The organism is Paenarthrobacter sp. 22069, assembly GCF_052046035.1.
Classification (GTDB): domain Bacteria; phylum Actinomycetota; class Actinomycetes; order Actinomycetales; family Micrococcaceae; genus Arthrobacter.
Genome location: NZ_JBQEQF010000022.1, coordinates 1 through 14,352, shown reverse-complemented (window position 1 = coordinate 14,352; position 14,352 = coordinate 1). Strand labels below are relative to the sequence as shown.

Annotated in this window: 13 protein-coding genes; 2 read left to right on the top strand and 11 right to left on the bottom strand. The window is 68.7% G+C overall.

The features are described 5' to 3' along the window. Positions 1 to 28 precede the first annotated feature (28 nt). From rfaE2 to ACTJK0_RS16925, 10 genes are all read right to left on the bottom strand, one after another. Entirely contained in the window at positions 29 to 1,561 is a 1,533-nt protein-coding gene (gene rfaE2 / locus ACTJK0_RS16970; RefSeq protein ID WP_440745988.1) for a D-glycero-beta-D-manno-heptose 1-phosphate adenylyltransferase, read from the bottom strand. Next, complete coding sequence (locus tag ACTJK0_RS16965) at positions 1,558 to 3,009, bottom strand: aldehyde dehydrogenase family protein (RefSeq protein ID WP_440745987.1); 1,452 nt, start codon at positions 3,007 to 3,009, stop codon at positions 1,558 to 1,560. Before ACTJK0_RS16965 ends, rfaE2 begins: the two co-directional genes overlap by 4 nt. Positions 3,010 to 3,091: 82 nt before the next feature. After that, positions 3,092 to 3,808: an SDR family oxidoreductase gene (locus ACTJK0_RS16960; protein ID WP_110544079.1), complete on the bottom strand. Its 717-nt coding sequence runs from the start codon at positions 3,806 to 3,808 to the stop codon at positions 3,092 to 3,094. Positions 3,809 to 3,851: 43 nt separating this feature from the next. Continuing rightward, positions 3,852 to 5,246, bottom strand: a complete 1,395-nt coding sequence (locus ACTJK0_RS16955) for a PfkB family carbohydrate kinase (RefSeq protein WP_440745986.1) — start codon at positions 5,244 to 5,246, stop codon at positions 3,852 to 3,854. Next, positions 5,243 to 5,953 (bottom strand): SIS domain-containing protein, encoded by a 711-nt coding sequence (locus ACTJK0_RS16950; RefSeq protein WP_110544075.1) that lies wholly within the window; start codon positions 5,951 to 5,953, stop codon positions 5,243 to 5,245. The genes ACTJK0_RS16955 and ACTJK0_RS16950 overlap by 4 nt, the downstream gene beginning before the upstream one ends. Next, positions 5,950 to 7,203: a glycosyltransferase gene (locus ACTJK0_RS16945; RefSeq protein WP_110544074.1), complete on the bottom strand. Its 1,254-nt coding sequence runs from the start codon at positions 7,201 to 7,203 to the stop codon at positions 5,950 to 5,952. Before ACTJK0_RS16945 ends, ACTJK0_RS16950 begins: the two co-directional genes overlap by 4 nt. Then, a complete protein-coding gene (locus tag ACTJK0_RS16940) occupies positions 7,200 to 8,234 on the bottom strand; it encodes a glycosyltransferase (RefSeq protein WP_440745985.1) in 1,035 nt (344 codons plus the stop codon). The genes ACTJK0_RS16945 and ACTJK0_RS16940 overlap by 4 nt, the downstream gene beginning before the upstream one ends. Next, positions 8,231 to 9,319, bottom strand: a complete 1,089-nt coding sequence (locus ACTJK0_RS16935; RefSeq protein WP_110544071.1) for a glycosyltransferase family 9 protein — start codon at positions 9,317 to 9,319, stop codon at positions 8,231 to 8,233. Before ACTJK0_RS16935 ends, ACTJK0_RS16940 begins: the two co-directional genes overlap by 4 nt. Next, positions 9,319 to 9,855: an HAD family hydrolase gene (locus tag ACTJK0_RS16930; protein WP_110544069.1), complete on the bottom strand. Its 537-nt coding sequence runs from the start codon at positions 9,853 to 9,855 to the stop codon at positions 9,319 to 9,321. The genes ACTJK0_RS16935 and ACTJK0_RS16930 overlap by 1 nt, the downstream gene beginning before the upstream one ends. Positions 9,856 to 10,104: 249 nt before the next feature. Continuing rightward, positions 10,105 to 11,058: a sigma-70 family RNA polymerase sigma factor gene (locus ACTJK0_RS16925; protein WP_110544068.1), complete on the bottom strand. Its 954-nt coding sequence runs from the start codon at positions 11,056 to 11,058 to the stop codon at positions 10,105 to 10,107. Between the two features lie 147 nt (positions 11,059 to 11,205). Between ACTJK0_RS16925 and ACTJK0_RS16920 the strand changes: the two genes are divergently transcribed. Next, on the top strand, positions 11,206 to 12,261 hold the full coding sequence (locus ACTJK0_RS16920; RefSeq protein WP_440745984.1) for an NAD-dependent epimerase/dehydratase family protein: 1,056 nt from the start codon (positions 11,206 to 11,208) through the stop codon (positions 12,259 to 12,261). A 79-nt stretch (positions 12,262 to 12,340) separates the two neighbouring features. Here ACTJK0_RS16920 and ACTJK0_RS16915 read toward each other — a convergent pair whose 3' ends face one another. Then, positions 12,341 to 13,060: a hypothetical protein gene (locus tag ACTJK0_RS16915; RefSeq protein ID WP_440745983.1), complete on the bottom strand. Its 720-nt coding sequence runs from the start codon at positions 13,058 to 13,060 to the stop codon at positions 12,341 to 12,343. Between the two features lie 185 nt (positions 13,061 to 13,245). Between ACTJK0_RS16915 and ACTJK0_RS16910 the strand changes: the two genes are divergently transcribed. After that, the gene (locus ACTJK0_RS16910) at positions 13,246 to 14,253 is read left to right on the top strand and encodes a hypothetical protein (protein WP_440745982.1); all 1,008 of its coding nucleotides are present in this window, start codon (positions 13,246 to 13,248) and stop codon (positions 14,251 to 14,253) included. The last annotated feature ends 99 nt before the right edge of the window (positions 14,254 to 14,352 follow it).

The window sequence follows — 14,352 nt, the reverse complement described above, 5'->3', positions numbered from 1 at the left end:
TCAACCTTAGTTGGTTGGCACTGCCCCTTCAGTTGGTGGGCACTGCCCCTTCGCCGTCCCGGATGCGGTTGACCACGGCGGTGGTGGACCGTTCCGCCACGTAGTCCAGGATGGCCACGCGGCCCCCGTACTCCTCCACCGCGGGGGTTTCCGCCAGCATTTCAGGGGTGTAGTCCCCGCCCTTGGCGTACACCTCGGGACGAAGCCGCCGGATCAGTGGCGTGGCCGTGGGGGTATCGAACACGGTGACGTAATCCACGCAGCTCAGCGCGGCCACCACCGCCGCCCGGTCGGCCATGGTGTTGATGGGCCTGCCGGCGCCTTTGAGCCGGCGCACCGAATCATCACTGTTCAGCGCCACCACCAGGATGTCCCCGAGTTGCTTGGCCTGGTTGAGGTACCGGGTGTGGCCGCTGTGCAGGACGTCGAAACAGCCGTTGGTCAGCACAATCCGCTGCCCCTGGGCGCGGTGCACTTGCATCTGCCGCTCCAGTTCCTCTTCAGAGAGGGCGGTGTCCGCGAAGGCCTCCAGGTACCGGCTGAGCTGGGCTGTACTGCAGACAGACGTGCCCGGCTGGTGCACCACCACATCTGCCGCCGACTGTGCCAGGTCCAGGCTGGCAGTCAGCGGCAACCCGGCAGCACGGGCCAGGGTCAAGGCCGCCACGAATGTGTCGCCTGCCCCCGACGCCTGTTTCTCGGCCGCCGGCCGTGCCCACGTCCGGTGCCGCACCCCGTCGGACGTCAGCAGCACGGTGCCGTCCCGGTCCAGGGTGACCACCACGGCGCGTGCTGCCGTGCTTGCCAGCAACGCCGCCGACTCCGCCCCCACAGCCTCCACCCGTTCCTGGCCGTCGGGGAGTTTGCGGTCCAGCAGCCGCGCGGCTTCCTGCGCGTTCGGGGTCACCAGGTCAGGCTGCAGGGCGGCCCACGGCCGTGGATCGTGCGCGTCAACCACCACCAGCGGGCGCCCCCCACCGTCACGGCTGCCTGCAAGGGCCTCGGCGAGTGCCGTCCGGACGGGATCCGCCAGCACGCCGGTGCCGTAGTCGCACACCAGGACGGCGTCCCGGCCGTCGACGGCGGCACGCACCGAGGCGGCGAGCGCTTCGAGGGCGTCGGCCGGCACAGTTCTGGCCGCGTCATCGAGGCGCAGCATCACCTGGCCGCCGCTGCTGATCCGGATCTTGGTGGTGGTGATCATGTCCGGGTGGGTCTGCAGGTCCCGGACGTCGATGCCCGCGGTAGCAAGCTGGTTGCGCAGGTCCTCGCCGGCGTCGTCGGAGCCGATGATTCCTGCCACCGCCACTTTGGCCCCCAGGGCGGCGAGGTTCATGGCGGTGTTGGCCGCACCGCCGGGGACCGATTCGCGGGACTGGATATCCACCACGGGCGCGGGGGCTTCCCGGCACAGCCGCTCAATGCTGCCGCTCCACCAGCCATCCAGCATCACGTCCCCGATCACCAGGACGGACAGCTGTTCCGCTGCCAACCGGCCCGGCAGCCAGTCGGACAGCGCCCGCTGGGTGGAGAGGTCAATGGAGTCCGGGGACGTGCTCATGGCAGGTCCTGTTCATCGATGACGGATCCCGTGCCGGGGTCCGCTGGCGCTGGTGGTGCGCTGATGTGCACCACCTTGACCTGGGTGAACTCGTCCAGCAGCTCGGGGCCGTAGCCGAAACCTGCACCGCTTTCGCCGCGGGGCTGGGCTGCGCCTCCAGGGGCGCCCCCGAAGACCGCGTTGACCTTGACGGTTCCCACCGGCAGCGCGGCCACGGCCTGCTGGATGTGCGCGATGTTGCTGCTCAGGACTGTGGCGGCAAGCCCGTACCTGCCGCTGCATGCCAGGCGCAGGCCGTCGTCGAACGAGTCCACCACCTGCACCGGGGCAACGGGGCCGAAGGTTTCCTCTGTCATGACCTGCATCCCGTCGGTGCAGCCGAGCAGGACGGTGGCCGGGTAGAACGAGCCGGGCCCGTCCGGGAGGGTGCCCCCTTCTACGGCCCGCGCCCCCTGCTCCAGGGCTTCCGCCACCTGCGCGTGCACGGCGTCGCGCATCCGCCGGTCTACCAGCGGGGCCACTGTGCCGTTGCTGTTCCGAAGGGCGGCCTCGGCTTCGAGCGCCTTGCAGAATTCGGCGGCAATATCCTTATGGACGTAGATGCGCTCCACCGCGGTGCAGATCTGGCCGCTGTTGCTGAAGGCCCCAATGGCGGCCTGTTCGGCAGCCCATGACGGATGCACGTCCCGGTCCACCAGGAGGGGGTCGTTGCCGCCGTTTTCCCTGATCACATGGGCGCCGGTCAGGGCCCCGGCGCCGGCAATCCGGGCACCGGAGGCACTGGACCCCACGTGGGCAATGACGTCCACCTCCGCCTGCGCCAGTGCCGCACCCACCCCGGCGCCGCCCGAGAGGGTCAGGAAGACGCCCGCAGGGAACGCCGCCGCCAGAACCTCGCCAAGCGCCTCCCCCAGCCGCGGACAGCGCTCGCTCGGCTTATGGATGACGGTGTTGCCGGTGACCAGCGCCGCACCGATCAAGCCGCAGGCCACGGCCACGGGATCGTTCCACGGGGTCAGCAGGACGGCGACGCCCCGCGGCTCGGCAAGGGTGTAATCGGTGGCGAGCCGGTTGCCGCGGAGGCTGTGGCCGCGGTGGACCGGCCCCAGTTCGGCATACTGCTCGAGCGTGGACACGGCGGCACCAATTCCTGCCAGTGCCTCGTCCTCTGGGCGGCCGGTTTCGCTGGCGTTCAGCCCGGCGAGCTCCCTGGCGGCAGCGTCGAGGGCCTTGGCTGCCGCCCGGAGTGCGGCGCCCCGCCCGGCGGGAGGAGTTGCCGCCCAGCCGGGTGCCGCGCTGCGGGCTACGTTCACGGCATCCCGCACGGCGTCCGGCTCCGCTTCGGGCACGGTCCAAAGCACTTCACCGGTTCGCGGGTCCTGGATGGTGATGCCGGAACCGTTGGTTGTCCCGCTGCCCGCGGCCGTTTCGGTGACTGTGGTTGGCATGGTGTTCCTCCCGCCTTTCAGGGCTGGTGTGTCAGAGCTGGTGGGCCTGCTGTGGCCACCAGGAGTGGATGGCGCTTCCGGTTTAGGGCCAGGAGCCCTCTTCCTCGTGGCAGATCAGCATTTCGCGGACCTCGCAGCCGGTGGGCTGGTTCAGGGCGAACAGGATTGCCTGCGCCGTGTTGGCGGGGTCGTTGAGCCTGGAATCGTCCTGTGGCTTGTACTGCTCGGTGCGGTCGTCGAAGAACCGGGTCTTCATGCCGCCGGGGATCATGGTGGTCACACCGATTTCGCCGCCCGTTTCCGCAGCCAGCGCGTGGCTGAATCCCACAACACCGAACTTGGAAGCGCAGTAGGCGGTGGCGTCGGCAACGGCGCGCTTGCCCAGGGTGGAGGCCACAGTCACGACGCGGCCGTGGGTTTCCTTGAGGTAGGGCAGGGCTGCGCGCACTACGGAAACCGTGCCCATCAGGTTGACCCCGATGACCTTTTCCCACTCCGCGGCTTCGACGTCGGCCAACTTGCCGCAGCGGTCGATGCCGGCGGCGGTGACCACGGCATCCAGGCCGCCCAGGGTGTCAGCGGCTTCGCGGACCGCATGCTCCACGGCTGCGCGGTCCGCCACGTCCACCTCGAACGCCTTCACGCCGGAGACGCTGCTGATGTCGCGGTCCAGCACCACCGGGGTGCCGCCGGAACGGAGGACGGCCTCGACGACGGCGGCGCCCAGTCCGGAGGCGCCTCCCGTCACCAGGACGCGGCCGGGCGTGGTGGAGGCAGGTGCAGTTGATTCTGCAGTCATGGTGTTCCTTTCAGTGGGGAGAACAAGTCAGGGCCAGGCTGGGTCAGCTCACCTTGGCGAGCGCAGCCGCCAGGCCGGTGGTGGAGCGGGCGGGATGGAACGGGACGGTGAGGCAGCGGCCGCCCCAACTTTCCACGAGCTCTGCTTCGGGCAGGCGGGCGCCCTTGTAGTCCCCGCCCTTGACCCAGATATCGGGGCGGAGGCGGGCCAGGGCGGCTTCGGGGGTGTCTTCGTCGAAGACCATGACCGCGTCCACGCATTCCATCGCCAGGAGCAGTTCCGCCCTGTCGTGCTGGCCGATGATAGGCCGCTCGGGTCCTTTGAGGCGCCGCACGGAATCGTCTGAGTTCAGGCAGACGATGAGGCAGTCGCCCAGTTCCCGGGCCGCGGTGAGGGACCGGATGTGTCCGGCGTGGATCAGGTCGAAGCAGCCGCCGGTGGCCACCACCTTTCCGCCGCTTTCGCGTATGGAGCGGGCCAGCAGCAGCGGTTCGGTGGTGCGCCGGCGTGAGGCCGGTTCAGGCCTCTGGCCTTCGGGCCCATCCTCCACACTGGTATCAGGCAGGGCCGCGACTCCCCCGGCGGCCAGGAAATCGGCGGCGTCATGAACCGCCAGGGCGGCCGCTTCAGGCAGGTCGCGTCCTGCGAGGAGGTGAATGGCCAGGCTGGCTGCCAGCCGGTCGCCGGCTCCGCAGGGGTCCCCCGCCTCCACCCGCGGAGCCGGTACGGCCTTCGCGGAGGCTCCGTCCTGTTGCAGCAGGACGGCTCCCTCCTCGCCCCTGGTCACCATGACGGCCTGGCTGCGCCACCGCTCCAGCAGGACGCCGGCAATGGCAGCGGGGTCCGCGGGGGAAACATTTCCGGCGGCCTGGACGGCCTTCGTGGCCTCGGAAATATTCGGTGTCACCACCGCCACCCCGGGCACGGGTTCCGGGCCGGAGGGGTGCGGGTCCCAGATGACGGGCACCTGGCGGGCCAGCCGCGCCAGCAGGTCCCGCAGTTGCGGGTTGGCTGCAAGGCCCCGACCGTAATCGGCAACGATGACCACGCCGGCCTGCTCCACAGCGCGAAGCATGGCGGGACTCACGTCGGGGACCGGCGTCTTTTCGCATCCCTGGTCGAAACGGACCACCGGATGCGAGCCTGCGCGGACGCGTGTCTTCACCGGCGAGGGGTAGCCGCTGGTACCTGCAACAAGCCGCACTCCGGCGAGGTGCGTGCGCAACTGGCTGCCGGCGTCGTCATCCCCAATGACTGTCACCAGCGTGACCGGCCAGCCGTCCTGCGCCAGCATCCGTGCCACCAGGCCCGCGCCGCCGGCACGGCGCCGGACGCCGGAAATATCCACCACGGGAACCGGGGCGTCCGGGCTGAGCCGGGTGGCTTCACCGGAAAGGTCGACGTCGAGCATCACGTCGCCCACCACAACGATCCTCATGGCCGGCCCCCGTTCGCGAGCCCCGGCACAAGGGACGGGGTGTGCCGGGCAACCTCGAGGTCGAAGGCCCGGCACACCGCATGCAGGGCGATCAGGTGCCCCTCCTGGGCGTTGGCGTTCAGGGCGTCGATCATCACGGCCTCGTCGCAGGCGTCCGACAGCGGATTTGGACCGCTGCCGGTGAGCGCCCAGGTGGTGACGTTGAGCCGGGCAGCCGCTTCCGCCGCGCGCAGCAGGTTGGGGCTCCTGCCGCTGGTGGACAGCAGCATCAGCACATCACCCGAGCGGCCGTGCGCACGCACCTGCCGGGCGAAGACGTCGTCGTAGCCGTAGTCATTGGCGATGGCTGTCACGGCGGACGACTCGGCGTGCAGCGAGATGGCGGAGAACGGGACCCGCTCGGAATCGAACCGGCCCACCAGCTCAGCGGTCAGATGCTGCGCCTCAGCGGCCGACCCGCCGTTGCCGGCAGCGAGGAGCCGCTGTCCGCGCAGCAGGCGCTGCGCAAGCTCTACGCCCCAGGCGGCGAGCCTGCCGGACTGGCTGCGCAGCGAGTCCAGTGCCGGCAGCACGTTGTCCAGGTGGGTCCGGACGGCGTCGGCACTGGCCGGGTCAACGAAGGTGGCGCCCGGGAGCACGGCCGGCAGCGCCGGCGGCGTGGTCAGGGTGCGCAGGTCTGCTTCGCGCAGGGACCATTCGGCAGTCACAGTGCTGCTCCTTCCATGGGTACAACACCTGCCGGGACGCCGGCGATGGCGAGCTGGTAGGCCTTCTCGGTTTCCGCTGCCACCCGGTCCCAGGAGTAGCGGGTGCGGGCCCGGCGCTCGCCGGCCTGGCCAAGTTTCTTCTTCAAGGCGGGGTTCTCGAGCAGCAGCGACAGGGCGGACGCAATGGCCTCCGGATCACGGGGTGGCACGTGCAGGCCGGTGGCGTGGTCCACCACCGTGTCCCGCAGCCCGCCAACGGCGGCTGCCACCACCGGCACTCCGCAGGCCATGGCCTCCAGGGGCACAATGCCGAAGGGCTCGTACCAGGGTGCGCACACCACCACGTCGGCGCTGCGGAAGATGCCGGGCATCTCGGCCCGGGACACCTGCCCCTGCAGAGTCACGTGGCTTTCCACCCCCAGTTCCGCGGCAAGGCCCAGCAGGCGGCGGATTTCCGGATCGGCGTGCATCCCGACGGAGTCAGCACCGCCGCCCACGATCAGGAGTTCGACGTCGTCGATCCCGGCCGCTTTGAGGTACGGGAGGGCCCGGATCACCAGGTCCACGCCCTTGCGCGGGACCAGGCGCCCCACGGAGAGGATGCGGTAGCGGCGCTTCCGTGCGGCCACTGGCCCCTCAGTTGAGAAAAAGCCCAGGTCCACGCCGCAGGGCGCGATGGAGATCTTGCCGGTGGCGATGCCCATGGCCTTGAGTTCGAAGACCTCGTCGGAACAGGTGGCGATGATCCGGTCGGCGGCGCGTCCCACGCCCGGTTCCAGCCAGCGCCGGGCCTCCGGGCTGGTGTCTTCGGCGCCCTGGTGCCTCCGCTTGACCGTCCCGAGAGCGTGGAACGTCTGGAGCATGGGCACCCGGTAGCCGGTGTCGGTGCGGCGGGCGGCGTCCAGGGCAGCGAGGCCGGACATCCAGAAGTGGCCGTGCACCACGTCCGGGGGCTGCTGTCCCCAGTCCCTGGCCACGCCGTCGGCGAGTTCTCCCATATAGGGCAGCAACTCGTCCTTGGGCACATGCCGCGCGGGGCCGGCGTCCACATGGACCACCTCGAAGCGGCGTCCCACCCTGACCCGTTCGGGAAGCTCCGTTGCGTCCCTGCGGGTGTAGACGGTGACGTGGTGGCCACGCTTGGCCAGGGCCTCGGAGAGCGCGGCAACGTGCACGTTCTGCCCGCCGGCGTCCACCCCGCCGAGTGCCGCCAGAGGACTGGCGTGTTCAGAAATCATGGCGATTTTCATGGAGTCTTCCTCTCCCGCGCCGGAACAAGGATCCGCTCGTCCGGCCGTTGGTTGATGGAGTGCCGGGGCCGGGTGTGCAGGTCCGCCAGCAGCTCATCCCAGCGGTCCTGGAATTTGCCCAGGCCGTAACGCTCCAGCGCCGCCTCGCGGGCGGCGAGACCCCGCCGGCGGGCTTCATCCGGATTGGCAATCAGGCGCTCCGCGCAACGGAGCAGTTCGTCGACATCGGCCGAGACGATGCCGGCTTCCTGGGGCACGGCCCTGGGGGCCTCCGTGGTGGCAAGCACCACCACCGGCATGCCAAGGTGCATGGCTTCCAGGAGGGACAGCCCCAACGACGTCCAGCGCATGGGGTGTACATAGACGCGGCAGCGCGCGAGTTCCCGGTGCAGGTCCCGGGTTTTGAGATCGCCCCTGGACGTCAGCCGTGCAGCGTCGATTCCGGTGGCTGCTGCCAGCCCGTCCGTCTTCATCCCGAAGACCTGCAGGGGCGCCACGGAGGCGAACGCCGGCAACAGGTCCGTTCCCGTGACGCGGCCCCTGCGGACGGGTTCATTGACCACCACGCCCAATTCGGGAAGTTCACCCGTGTAGAGCCGGCCCGGGTCCGGGATTCCATGCTCGATGACGGTGGTGGGTGCAAAGCCGTTGTCCCAGGCAAGCCGGTTGAAGTGGGTGACATGGACAACGGGGATGTTGCTTTGCTCCGCGAGCGGGTGGCTGGTGTTGGGAAAGTTGCCCTTGGGCGTGTTGTGCTCCACGAAGACGGCCGGCAGGTCGACGCCGGGCAGCCGGCCCAGGGTGCGCACCACTTCGTCGATCTCTTCGGGCCGTTGAAGGACGACGGCGTCCACGGCTTCGGCGTCGAGCGCCGCCAGGTCCACCTCCCGCACTGATTCCGGCCAGTCCCTGCCGGCACGGCCCAGCCCCCAGGGCCCGCCTTCAGGCAGGACGGGAAGCAGGTATTCATGACGGCCGCGGACAAAGGCGTCCGTCCAGGAACCGTGGACATGCCAGAGCAGGATTCTCATCTGTTGCGGGCCTTTCTACGGGTGCTGACGTGGGTGCTGAAGGAGCTCACTCCGCTGATGAGGCGTTCCACCGCCGCCACCACTTCCTCCGGCGAAACCGAGTCCAGGCAGGGGTGGCCGGGGACGGGGCACACCCGGGCGCGGGACATCCGGCATGGCGCGTTCTGGTCACCGAGCAGTTCCAGGGATACCCCGTAGGGTGCCCAGCGGATGGCGGGAACCACGGGGGAAAACAGGCACGCCACGGGTGTGCCTACCGCGGCGGCCAGGTGGGCGGGTCCGGTGTTGCCGCTCACCACGGCATCGGCGCCTGCCATGACGCCGGCCATGGTGGGGAGGTCAGTGCGTCCGCCGAGGTCCAGGGCCGAGGGCCCGGCCACCGTGGCCGTCAGGGACTTTTCGCCTGGCCCTCCAGTCACCACCACCCGGTGTCCGGCACCTTGGAGGAGTTCGACGGCGGCGGCGTGGTGCAGTGGGGGCCAGGCCCTGGCGGGGACAGCGGCTCCCGGGTGGACAACAATGTAGGGTTCCTCGCCCACCAGATCCGTCACGTCCGGGATGGAGCCGACGCGCAGCTTTCCGTCGTCACCAGCCGGCAGCCGGAAACCGGCGGCCTCGGCGATACCCAGGGCCCTTTCCGCCTCCGGCTGGTCCTCGGGAAAGTCCTCGCCCGGTTTGAGGCGCACATCCAGCAGCGAGCCGGCGAAGTCCGTTGAGGCGCCAGTGATCCGTTCCACCCCAGCAAGCCGCAGCAGCAGGGCCAGCGGCAGCGGTGACTGGTGGAAGGACGTGAGGATGACGGCCTCGGTGATGCGTGAATTGCGGACGTAGTCGATCAGCCTGTCAGCGTGCGGCCCGGTCATTTTGGGCGCAGGATTCATGATCCAGGGGCTGTCCCAGCTGTATACCTCAGCAACGCCGGGGAGCATGCCGGCGGCAGCCTCACCCTGGCGCCCGCACAGCATCACTACATGGTTCGAGCTGCCGCCATACTGGTGCCGGCCATTCGCCACGGCGCGCACGGCAGGACCCGCCAGCAGGACGTCACCCATGCTGTCCAGCCGTGCCACCAGGACGCGGCCCATCAGGGCGTCTCCTGCAGCAGGCCTACGGCCGACGCCAGATCCGGGGCGACCAGCCGCGCCGCGGCCACCTCCTCGGCACGCGTCACCGGTGTCGGCACCAGCACCCCCGTGGCACCGGCAGCTTCCGCCGCCCCCACGTCGGCACCGATATCCCCGATCAGGGCAGCCTCCGATTCTTCGATCCCCAGCTTCCGGCAGGCGCTGTGGACCATTCCGGGAGCCGGCTTGCGGCAGGAACAGCCGTCCTGCTCCGCATGGGGACACACTTCCCACACGTCAAAAGGCCCCAGCAGTTCCTCCACCCGGGCATTAACGGCTGCCACGTCCGCCTCAGTGATCAGGCCCCGGGCTATGCCGGATTGGTTGCTGATGACTCCGGTGGCAATGCCGTTCGCGCGCAGGCTGTCCAGCACTTCCTTCGCGCCGGCCATGGGCCGTACCTTGCCCGGATCGCCGTTGTAGGGCACATCGACCACAAGGGTCCCGTCCCTGTCGAACAGGACAGCCCGGAGCTTGGAGGTTTCAGAGCTTTCCATAACGAACCTGTTCCCTCCTGCTGCTGCTCCTAAACACGGGCACATTCTTTTTCGGCTGCCGGGGCAGCTTCTTTTGGCCCCCTGAACAGGCAAGATAGGAATTTCGTCGGGGCAGGCACTCTTCCGTGGACTTCCCGCGGCCTCCCGAAGCAGGCGGGCACGACTGCCCGTTAAGCCGTGGTCCGCCGTCGTCATACGACGTGCCGGACGGCGGCGGGAGGGGCTTCCTGACCCGTTTAGCGGAACGGGCTACCTTGTGGATGTTCCGCCGAGGCGGCGCCCGGCACCGCTGCCGGCAGCGCCAGCGTGTCCGCCGCTGCGGACCTGCCGGAAGGGTGTGCCGTGGGCGGAAACTGCGTCGCCGGTCGCCGTGCGGGGCCTGGTTCCGTTGCCGGTTTCGGGGCTGCAGGGCTGGGTGCCTGACTCCAGTCGCCGCTGCAATTCCACCAACACCTTGGCCAGTCGGCGGGACACCTGCATCTGGGACATGCCCAGCCGCTTTCCAAGCTGGACCTGCGTTTCCTCGCAGAAGTAGCGGCGGTACAGAAGCTCCCGGTCAGACTCGCTAAGGTCCTGCATCGCCTCCCGCAGGCAGGCCAACTCTTCAAGCCGCTCCAGCGGTGTTTCCGGGCAGGCAAGCACCTCCCCGATCGATGGTGCCTCTGAGTTTGGGTTCACGGCGTCCAGGGAATCCGGGTGCATGCTGCTGGACGCCGAAATGGCCTCCTGCACCTCAGCCGGATCAGTCCCAAGCTCACCGGCGAGTTCGGCAACGCTGGGATTCCGGCCCAGCGACTGGGTCAGTTCCGGCTCCGCCCGGAACAGCCGGGTCCTCAGGTCCTGGATGTGCCGTGGTGGACGGACAACCCACGTCCGGTCGCGGAGGTACCTCTTGAGTTCGCCGGTGATGGTGGGGGCGGCATAGGCCGGAAAACTTTCACCCTTGGCCTGGTCGAAACCGCGTGCCGCCTTCACCAGGCCCAGATAGGCCACCTGGTTCAGGTCCGCGCGCTCGCGGCCGCGGGCCTCGAACCGTGCAGCAAGGGCTTCGGCGAGGTCGAGATATCTCAGGACAAGGTCGTTTTCGAACGTCTCGCGCAGCCGTCCTGAGGCGGCTGGCAGGTGTTGTTGTTGCGCTGCCTCTTGCTGCCCGGGGTGGGCAGAGGCAGCGGGCACGGCCAGGGCGGCAAAGGATTCGGGCATGGATTTTGGTTTCCCTCGGTCTGGTTCCGAAAGCCTGCGGCAAGACTTAGAAGTAGGAAATCATAAGGTTGCTTATAAAACAACACTCCTCCGCTGTACGCTCGGAATGTAGGGGACACCCAAACCAACCGCCAAGGAGTCCTTGCCATGCGCATTGCCATCACCGGGGCCAGCGGAAACGCCGGAACAGCACTGCTCCGCAACCTGCAGCGCCAGGAAGCCCGGAAACCCGGAACCCTGCAGCTCGTGGGAATCAGCCGCAGACTGCCCGACACTTCCCGGCAACCCTACAAGGGCGTCGACTGGCACACCCTGGACGTGGGCCTGGAACAGGACAGGCCACTGCTGGCGAAGGCGATTTCCGGGGTTGATGCGGTAGTCCACCTGGCGTGGCAGATCCAACCGAACCACAACCTGGACCTCCTGCACCGGACGAATGTCACCGGCACCAGGAACGTCCTGGAAGCCGCAGCCGCAGCGGGTGTGAAGCAGGTGGTATGCGCATCCTCCGTGGGCGCGTACGCCAAGGCAGGCAAGGACCAGCGCCGGGACGAGTCGTGGCCCGCCACTGGGATGGAAGGTTCGCATTACAGCCGCCACAAGGCCGAGCAGGAGCGGCTCCTGGACGACTTCGCCGCCGCCCAACCAGGCATTGCCGTTGCCAGGCTCCGGCCGGGCCTGATCTTCCAGGGAAAAGCGGGAAGTGAAATCGGCAGGTACTTCCTGGGCCGGCTCCTTTCGCGGTTCGTGCCACGGAAACCCTGGATTCCGATACTTCCGGTCCCGGACAACCTGGTATTCCAGGCGGTCCATGCGGACGACGTGGCCGAGGCCTACTGGCGGGTGGTGGACCAACGCGCCAGCGGCGCGTTCAACATTGCGGCCGAGCCGGTCCTGGATCCGCACGAACTTGCCAGGATCCTAGGGGCCAAAAGGATCCTTCCCATCCCCATGCGGCTGCTGCACGCAGTCGTCGATCTCACGTGGCGGGCGCGGATCCAGCCCACTGATTCAGGCTGGGTGGAGATGGCGGCCGGGGCGCCCATCATGGACACCGGCCGCGCCAGGCGGATCCTCGGCTGGGAACCGCAGGTGTCATCGATTGCCGCCGTCCAGGAAGTCCTTGCGGGCATGGGAACGGGGGAAGGGGTAAGCCCTTCCCCCGTCCTCAAGCCACGCAGCGGCCCGGGCAGCCGCGCCTGACGAAGCGGCCAGGCGGGCAGGCCTGCCGCCGATCCGTTGAACGGGGTGGGCGAGCGCCGGCCCGGCCGCCAGACATGGGCTAGATGCCGGTGCGGCGATCCTCTTCTTCCCGAACATCCTGCGGGACGGAAGCGTCCGCAGCGCGGGCTTCCCGCCTCCGGCCCGGCTCAGCCCCCGGAGCGCCTGCGCGGTCCACGTCGGCCAAAGAGTCATCCTGCAGGTCGCTGCCACGACCGGCCCCGACACCTTCGACGTTCATATCGCCCCGCCCGGCCGGGTCGCTGGCTGGAACTGCATCATGACGGTAGGCATCGCGGTCACGACCCGCAAGGTCCGGGCCGTGCCCGTCCCGGCCGGCAGCCTGGTCACGGACCGGTCCCCCATCGTGCTCTGTACGGCCAGCCACCCGGCCGTCATGCTCCACGCGGCGGTCCCGCCCGCTGCCGTCGGTTCCGACGTCAGGATCGAGCTCGTCAGCCTTCCGGGCATGGCTGGCAACGTCACCGCGGAGTGACTGGGCTTCCTGGCTGCGCTTCTCGGCTTCCTGCCGCAGCCTCGCGGCATCCACCTGGGCCTGCTCTGCGTCAGCCCGGGCCCGAATAGCTTTCGCTTCCCGTTCGCGGGCATCGATTTCCATATTTTGGGCCTCGCGCCGGATTTCGGCAGCCTTTTCCCGGTGCTCCTGGTCCCGCTTCTCCTGCATCGCCTTCCGGCGCCTTCCACCGACCAGGAGCAGCACCACAATCAGCACCACCACGACGACGGCAACCAACACCCATACCCATGGAGCTGTGTCCACGTTTCCCACCACTTTCCACTTCGTTGTGACCGGGCAGGCCCTCGCCATTCCCGGCTGACATTTTGGAACCGTTATAACTCGCTTAGCAAGGGTACTTACCTTTTATTGGTAATCATGCTTACTATTTTACGGCCAGTATTGCTGGTTCTTGATCAACAACCGGCCTTCTTGGAAAGAGAGCGAAGATGACAGAGAACCAATGGCCCGAGGACCCCGCTTACACCGCTCCTCCGGCCAATACAGGAATTCCAGGTGAGCGGGAACCCGCCACCTTCCCATCAGCCGCTACTCCCCTCACCGGCGAGAGCCAGCCAGGCTACACCCAGACGACCGGAGTCCAGACCGGGGACACGTCGGGTACGTCCCGCACGGATGCAGCCAAGGAGGAGGCCTCCAATGTTGCCGGACACGCTGCATCCGCGGCGCAGGGAGTGGCGGAGACCGCCAAGAGCGAGGCTGCGAACGTGGCGCAGGAGGCCAAGGCCAATGCCCAGGACCTGCTGCACCAGGCCAAGTCGGGCCTGACCAGCCAGGCCGGCACGCAGCAGCAGAAGGCGGCCGAAGGCATCCGGAACATTTCCAGCCAGCTGCACAGCATGGCCAGCGCCCCGGACCAGCAGGGCGTGGCCAGCGACCTGATCCGCCAGGCAGCAGAACGCACCTCCTCGGTAGCGTCCTGGCTGGAGAACCGGCAGCCGGGCGATCTCCTGACCGAGGTCCAGCGGTACGCCCGCAACAACCCCGGAACCTTCCTGCTCCTCGCGGCCGGCGCCGGCGTCCTGGCCGGACGCCTGACCCGCGGCCTCACCGCAGGCGCCCCCGATTCCTCCGCCAACCGCGGGGCAGGCACGGGCGCTGCCGGCCTGTCCGGCCAGTATTTCGGCACTGCGTACGGCGACCAGTACAACCAGTCCTATCCCGTTGCCGGTGGAACGGTTCCGCCACCGCCGGTCCAGCTGCCGGGTCCGGCAACCACTACCGCCGGTTACGACGGCGGTGCACCCGGCAGCAGCTATCCGGAAGCGGCCGGCCCGGCCAGCGGCCTGGACAGCCCGCAACTGGTGGAGGAACCCTGGTCCGGCAACCAGCTGCCCGATGACCCGCTGCGCGACCGTGCCCTCGCCGAAGACCCCCTGGCGGATGATCCCCTTAACCAGGAACGCACCCGGGGCGGCCAGACGGGTGGTCTGTGATGAGTAGCCAGATTCCGGAGCCGCCGCCCAGCGCGGCGCACGTGAAAGCGGACAACGCGTCCCTGGGTGAACTGCTCGGGGACGTCACCCGGGACCTGT